Source organism: Paenibacillus sp. P5_B5, from assembly GCF_056400365.1.
The window spans coordinates 1-5,797 of record NZ_JBFULK010000038.1 but is presented as its reverse complement, the minus strand read 5'-3'; the positions used below and the strand labels follow the sequence as shown (position 1 = coordinate 5,797).

The following is a 5,797-nucleotide window of genomic DNA, read 5'->3' as shown; positions in this document are numbered from 1 at the left end:
AATCATTGCTAGMTGCGATTCCAATTCCTGACCCTATTATTGAACGTAACCGAGAACGTATTATATTAGAAGGTGAAGTGCCATCTCCATTAAATCCGCCAAGTGGATGTCCATTCCGGACACGCTGTCCGAAAGCAATGGATGTATGCGCAGCTTCAATGCCAGACATGAAGGAAGTTTATCCGAAACACTTTGTTTCATGTCACTTGTATTAGAACAGTTAATGATTAGAGGTTGCCTTATTCGTAAGTTCATAAAATATTCTTATAATAGAATAAAGTGAGAGTGTAAATGGGATCAGACGTAAACCGTCTGATCCTATTTCATTTTCAAAATATTTTACATTTATTAGTAAAATACACGTATTTTACAACTATTATTTTTAATTTTATGGTAGACAGGCTAATTCCTTGTGCTATAATAAAAAAAAGTTACAAAGGTCAACAACTATAAAAGTTTTGTTTATAGGCTTAAAATATTTTGTTTATAGGCCTAATTGTCAGATAAGTAAAGATATTAATGATTTGATTGTGATCGACCTAAGACGATTGAGATTAAATACCCTTCTAGGGCTTTCGGTGCTACATGTGACATGCTAGCGTAACAACTGTACACCTGACCATACAACAAGTTATATATTTAGAGGAGGAGTCTTACATGAAGCAAAAGAAATTAATCACAACAGCAGTTGCCGTAACTTTAGTAGGTTCATTGGTAGCTGGATGTGGAAGCAGCGGATCAGCTAACTCAAGCTCTCCGTCACCATCAGAGGGTCCAGGAGGCACATCATCAAAACCTCAGCAAATTAAAATCAATTTAGGAGCTGAGCCAGAAGCACTAGATCTTTCCAAATCTACAACAGTTACTGCAGCTACTATTATCAATGCAGTTACAGATGGTTTATACCGCGTTGATAAAGAAGGCAAACTGCAAATGGGTGTTGCCAAAGGTTTACCTAAAATTTCTGAAGATGGTCTAACTTATACGATCGATCTTAATCCAGATGCTAAATGGGCAGATGGTAAAGCTGTAACCGCACATGATTTTGTATTTTCTTTCCAACGTACAGTTGATCCTGCCACAAAAGCTCAATATAGCTTCTTGATGGAGTGGTTAACTAACGGTTCTGATATTATTGCAGGTAAAGCTACTCCTGATAAACTAGGTGTTAAAGCTATTTCCGATACACAGCTTGAAATTAAATTGGTAACACCAAAAGGTTTCTTTACTGAAATGCTTGCGTTCCCGACGTTCTTCCCACAACGTGAAGATATCGTGAAACAGTATGGCGATAAATTTGGTGCAGATGCTGACAAACTAGTTGGTAACGGACCATTCAAATTGACTGCTTGGAATCATGAGCAAAACTTGACTCTTGAGAAAAACGAAACTTATTGGGATGCTGCTAATGTTAAATTGAACAAAGTTGACGTTAGCATCGTTAAAGATGCTGGAACAGCACTTAACTTGTACGAGACTAAAGATCTAGATTACACAACAATTTCGGGTGATAACATCACCTTGTATAAAGATAAGCCAGATTTAGTTACTAAATCTGAGCTTACAAATGCTTATCTTCAATTCGCAAATAAAGATCACCCTGCATTATCAAATGCCAAAATTCGTCAAGCGTTGACGATGGCAATTGATAAACAAGCTTTAGTTGATGTTGTTCTTAAGAATGGTTCCGTAGCTGCAACAGGTATGGTTCCTAACGGTACTAAAGATGGTAACGGTCAAGAATTCAGAAAAGTAGTTGGCGATCTTGTACCTGCTTATGATGCTGTTAAAGCAAAAGCATTGCTTGAAGAAGGTTTGAAAGAAGCTAATTTAACAACAATGCCTAAGTTCAAGTTAACATGTGATGATACATCTGGTGCTAAGAAAACACTTGAATTCATATTGTCACAATGGAAAACAAACCTAGGAGTTGAAGCTGAAGCTGAACCGCTTCCGTTCGCAGCTCGTGTTGAGAAAACGAAATCAGAGAATTTTGATGTTGTAATTGCTCTTTGGGGCGCAGATTATAATGATCCAATGACTTTCCTTGATATGTGGATGTCAGATTCTGCTATGAACTATGTCAACTATAACAATGAGACGTATACAAGAAAACTTAAGACAGCTCAAACTGAAGTAGATCCTGCTAAACGTTCCCAGTTGCTTGTTGATGCTGAGAAACAGTTGATGAATGATATGCCTGTTGGACCACTATACTTCAGAAGCACTAAGTTCTTAATTAGACCAGGAATTGAAAACTTAATTCTAGCTCCATCTGGATTTGAATGGGATGTAAAATGGACCGAAGTTAAGTAATTTTTGGCCAGAATACGATTCGGTTGATTTAGAGGGGGATGTCGCTGTGATTGTTCAGCGCCCCCTTTTTCATTTAGCAATTCATCATTAGAATAGAGGAGGAAGCTTCGTGCTCAAGTATACGCTACGCCGTCTTGGATATACGCTGATCACATTATGGCTCATTGTTACATTGACTTTTGTGCTCATGAAATTATTACCTGGAGATCCATTTGGACCTGGATCGGAGAAGCTTCCTGAAGCAACGCGGACTATGCTCATGCAGCAATATGGTTTAGATAAACCTATTTGGGAGCAATATTTGCAGTATGTGGGGAATGTTGCACAAGGAGATCTTGGATATTCATTCCAATTTCCTGCTAGGGAAGTAACAGAAATTATTAAGCAAGGATTTAAGGTTTCGGCAGAACTTGGCTCAATCTCAATGGTAATTGCACTTATTGTAGGATTAGGACTAGGTATCATTGCTGCGCTTCGTCATAATAAGTGGCAGGATTACTCAGCTAGTTTCATAGCTGTGCTTGGTATATCAGTCCCATCGTTTGTACTAGGTCCATTATTCTCCTATTATATTGGTGTTAAATTAGGCTGGCTTCCTGCTGGACTTTGGGAGGGACCTGCAAGTCGTGTGTTACCCGCAATCGCACTATCATTTGGAACAATCGCCATTCTAACGAGAATGATGCGGACATCTATGCTTGATGTGGTCAATCAGGACTATGTTAAAACAGCTAGATCCAAAGGATTAGGCAGATCAAATGTTGTTATTAATCATATGCTTCGAAATGCTATGCTACCGGTTTTAACTATTTTTGGTCCAGCTTTTGTGAATGTTATCACAGGAACACTTGTTGTAGAACAAATATTTGCTGTACCGGGTTTAGGAAGACACTTTGTACAATCTGTTTATTCGAATGATTATACGTTGATTTCTGGACTAACCATTTTCTATTCTGCATTACTTGTGGGAGTTATTCTAATCACAGATATCTTATATGGATTTATAGATCCACGAATTCGTCTTGGGAAAGGCGGGAGTTAGATGATGTTAAATAATACTCAAAGCAATACTCAAAGCAATATTGATAAATCCAAATTTAAACCCTTACCTAGTGATACGCTGAAAAGTGAAGCTATCGTCCGCCCATCTCAGACTTATTGGCAGGATGCATGGCGCCGACTGAAGAAAAATAGACTAGCTATGGCTGGTTTAATTATACTCATCACCCTCTCTCTTCTAGCTATCTTTGCTCCAATATTCTCACCATATAATTATGATCAACAAAACTTGGCTGCGACGAATGTTTCACCTAACAGTCAATACTGGTTCGGAACAGATGATTTTGGGCGTGACCTCTGGACACGTGTATGGTGGGGAACTCGTATTTCATTATTTGTTGGTCTAGCTGCAGCTTGTATCGATTTAGTAATCGGCGTTATATATGGCGGAATCTCTGGCTATTATGGCGGCAAAGTTGATGCGATTATGCAACGATTTATTGAAATTATTATTGCAATTCCAATGCTAATTATTGCAATCCTTCTTATCGTTACACTAGGTGCTGGTATGTCAACCATTATCCTTGCGTATGCACTCGTGGGATGGACGCAGATGGCCAGGCTTGTTCGGGGACAAGTATTATCTCTTAAAGAGAATGAATTTGTTCTAGCATCCCAAACACTTGGTGCATCCACTTGGAGAATTATTTCGCGACATCTTGTTCCGAATGCACTTGGTATTATCGTTATTCAAATTACATTTGCGGTTCCAGGGGCGATCTTCTTCGAGTCGTTCTTATCATTCATCGGTGTGGGTATTAAAGTGCCGATGGCGTCGTTAGGTACTCTCCTAACAGATGGTGCTTCAAACATTCGATTATTTCCACATCGCTTGATTTTTCCAGCGATCATATTTAGCTTAATTCTTCTGAGTTTTAATCTGTTGGGTGATGGGCTTCGTGATGCTCTTGATCCAAAAATGCGTAAGTAATGAGGGGGAACATTTATGAGCAATCAGGCATTGCTAGAGGTTAAGGACCTAAAAGTGTCCTTTCATACGTATGCTGGTGAAGTGCAAGCGGTACGTGGTGTCTCATTTGACCTCAATAAAGGAGAAATATTAGCGATTGTAGGGGAATCTGGTTGCGGTAAGTCTGTTACTGCACAGACAATTATGCGACTTATTCCGAGCCCACCAGGCAAAATTAAAAGTGGTTCAATTCTCTTTAATGGTAATGTGGATATTACAAAACTATCCGATAAGCAAATGGAAAAAATTCGTGGAAAAGAGATGGGGATGATATTCCAAGATCCCATGACTTCTCTGAATCCAACGATGCAAGTCGGTAGTCAAATAACAGAAGGTCTTATTAAGCATCAAGGGCTAAACAAAGTGGATGCGAAGAAACGTGCGATTGAAATGCTTTCACTAGTTGGCTTATCTAATCCAGAGAGTCGTGTGAAGCAATATCCGCATGAGTTCTCGGGTGGTATGCGTCAACGTGTAATGATTGCACTAGCGCTTGCTTGTTCGCCGAAGCTTCTTATCGCAGATGAACCAACAACAGCACTAGATGTTACGATCCAAGCACAAATCATTCAATTAATGAAAACATTGTCAGAGAAAACAGAAGCATCCATTATTCTGATTACACATGATCTTGGTATCGTGGCTGATATGGCTAAACGTGTAATTGTTATGTATGCAGGTAAAGTGGTTGAGCAAGGAACAGTTGATGAAATTTTCTACAACTCTAGACATCCGTATACTTGGGGACTTTTGCGTTCTGTGCCGAGACTCGATATTGATTCGAAGGATGACTTGGTACCAATTCCAGGATCTCCACCGGATTTATTCGCACCACCTCAAGGCTGTGCATTTGCAGCTAGATGTCCGTATGCTATGGGAATTTGTATGGAACAAGATCCTGAACATACGCCTGTTAGTGGACAACATACTGCAGCATGCTGGTTGTTGCATCCTGATGCACCACAAGTAGAACGACCTGTTGAAGCGGGAGGTCATCAAAATGTCTGATAAAATTCTTGAAATTCGTAATATGAAAAAGCATTTTAACTTAGGCAGTGGGAAAATACTCAAAGCAGTAGATCGGTTCTCCATTGAGATTAATCGTGGTGAAACGTTCGGTCTAGTTGGCGAGTCTGGTTGCGGAAAATCGACAGCAGGTCGTACGATTATTCGCTTGTATGACGCTACTGCAGGGGAAGTCTTGTTCAACGGACAAGATATCCACAAACTAGAGGGTAAGAAACTGAAGGAGTTTCGTCGTAATGCAGCGATGGTGTTCCAAGATCCTTACGCTTCSCTTAATCCGAGAATGACAGTTGGTAATATTATTGCTGAAGGGATCGATATTCACAATTTATATACCGGTAAGAAACGTAAAGATCGTGTAAGAGATATTCTACAAGCGGTAGGTCTTAATGAAGAGCATATGAATCGATTCCCGCATGAATTCTC

6 protein-coding genes are annotated in these 5,797 nt (G+C 39.5%); all 6 read left to right on the top strand.

The window, feature by feature from the left end:
* Window positions 1–215, top strand: a 215-nt coding sequence (locus AC1DOK_RS24235) for an oligopeptide/dipeptide ABC transporter ATP-binding protein (RefSeq protein WP_477556858.1), incomplete at its 5' end; no start/stop codon positions are given.
* Between the two features lie 442 nt (window positions 216–657).
* Entirely contained in the window at window positions 658–2,316 is a 1,659-nt protein-coding gene (locus AC1DOK_RS24230; RefSeq protein WP_477556857.1) for a peptide ABC transporter substrate-binding protein, read from the top strand.
* 109 nt (window positions 2,317–2,425) lie between these two features.
* A complete protein-coding gene (locus AC1DOK_RS24225; RefSeq protein WP_477556856.1) occupies window positions 2,426–3,358 on the top strand; it encodes an ABC transporter permease in 933 nt (310 codons plus the stop codon).
* Window positions 3,359–4,306 carry an ABC transporter permease gene (locus AC1DOK_RS24220; protein ID WP_477556855.1) on the top strand — a complete coding sequence of 316 codons (948 nt, stop codon included), beginning with the start codon at window positions 3,359–3,361 and terminating at the stop codon, window positions 4,304–4,306.
* Between the two features lie 15 nt (window positions 4,307–4,321).
* Window positions 4,322–5,353, top strand: coding sequence for an ABC transporter ATP-binding protein (locus AC1DOK_RS24215; RefSeq protein WP_477556854.1), 1,032 nt, complete (start codon window positions 4,322–4,324; stop codon window positions 5,351–5,353).
* On the top strand, window positions 5,346–5,797 hold a 452-nt coding region (locus tag AC1DOK_RS24210), incomplete at its 3' end, for an ATP-binding cassette domain-containing protein (RefSeq protein ID WP_477556853.1). The genes AC1DOK_RS24215 and AC1DOK_RS24210, both read left to right, overlap by 8 nt.

Coding starts and splice junctions, on each gene's coding strand:
- AC1DOK_RS24215 (WP_477556854.1), top strand. CDS start 4,322: ATGAGCAATCAGGCATTGCTAGAGGTTAAGGACCTAAAAGTGTCCTTT.
- AC1DOK_RS24230 (WP_477556857.1), top strand. CDS start 658: ATGAAGCAAAAGAAATTAATCACAACAGCAGTTGCCGTAACTTTAGTA.
- AC1DOK_RS24220 (WP_477556855.1), top strand. CDS start 3,359: ATGATGTTAAATAATACTCAAAGCAATACTCAAAGCAATATTGATAAA.